1 protein-coding gene and 1 pseudogene are annotated in these 1,023 nt (G+C 61.7%); both read left to right on the plus strand.

Translation table 11 applies throughout. The features are described from left to right. Positions 1 to 181: pseudogene (locus tag A2I95_RS42170) on the plus strand (GntR family transcriptional regulator); the annotation flags it as partial. 66 nt (positions 182 to 247) lie between these two features. Continuing rightward, positions 248 to 1,023 (plus strand): aminotransferase class III-fold pyridoxal phosphate-dependent enzyme (locus A2I95_RS42175; RefSeq protein WP_291738188.1); only part of this gene is annotated, 776 nt, incomplete at its 3' end.

The raw sequence follows: 1,023 nt of genomic DNA on the forward strand, positions 1-1,023 counted from the left end.
CTTCGGCCCCTCGTTGCGGGTGGTCAGCGGGCGGCTTGGCACTCAAAGCTTTCCGGACCGCCACAAGGACATCCTCGACGCGCTGCGGCGGCAGGACGCGGAAATGGCCGCTTTGGCGATGGAACGGGACGTCTGCGAGGGCATGGAGCATGTGGTTCAGGGGCTGCAGGCCGCTAACTGATTCGATTGACACCTGAGAATTTGATCATATTCTGGTGTCAATCAGTCATTCTCAGGAGCGAGTCCCATGACCGTTATCACCAACCACATGCCGACGGCCGAGCTGCAGGCGCTGGACGCCGCCCATCACATGCATCCGTTCACTGCCAATGGCGAACTGTCGCAGAAGGGTGCGCGCATCATTACCCGCGCAGACGGCGTGCATCTGACCGACAGCGAGGGCAACCGGATCCTTGACGCCATGGCTGGCCTGTGGTGCGTCAATATCGGCTATGGCCGCGATGAGCTGGCCGAGGTTGCCGCCCGCCAGATGCGCGAGCTGCCCTATTACAACACCTTTTTCCAGACCACCCATGTGCCGGCCATCGCGCTGGCAGCCAAGATTGCCGAACTGGCGCCGGGTGATCTGAACAATGTGTTCTTTGCCGGCTCCGGTTCCGAGGCCAATGACACCAACATCCGCATGGTGCGCCACTACTGGGCGCTGAAGGGCAAGCCGACGAAATCCGTCATCATCAGCCGCAAAAATGCTTATCACGGTTCCTCAGTCGGCAGTGGTTCTTTGGGCGGGATGAGCGGTATGCACGCCCAGGGCGGCCTGCCGATCCCGGATATCCACCATATCAACCAGCCGCATTGGTGGGCCGAAGGCGGCGACATGCCGGAGGAGGAATTCGGGTTGCAGCGCGCGCGCGAGCTGGAGGAGGCGATTCTGGAGTTGGGCGAAGACCGCGTTGCCGCCTTTATTGCCGAGCCGGTGCAGGGTGCCGGCGGGGTGATTGTGCCGCCGGACAGCTACTGGCCGGAAATCCAGCGCATCTGCGACAAATATGAAATCCTGCT

It is taken from the genome of Leisingera sp. F5, assembly GCF_001593695.1.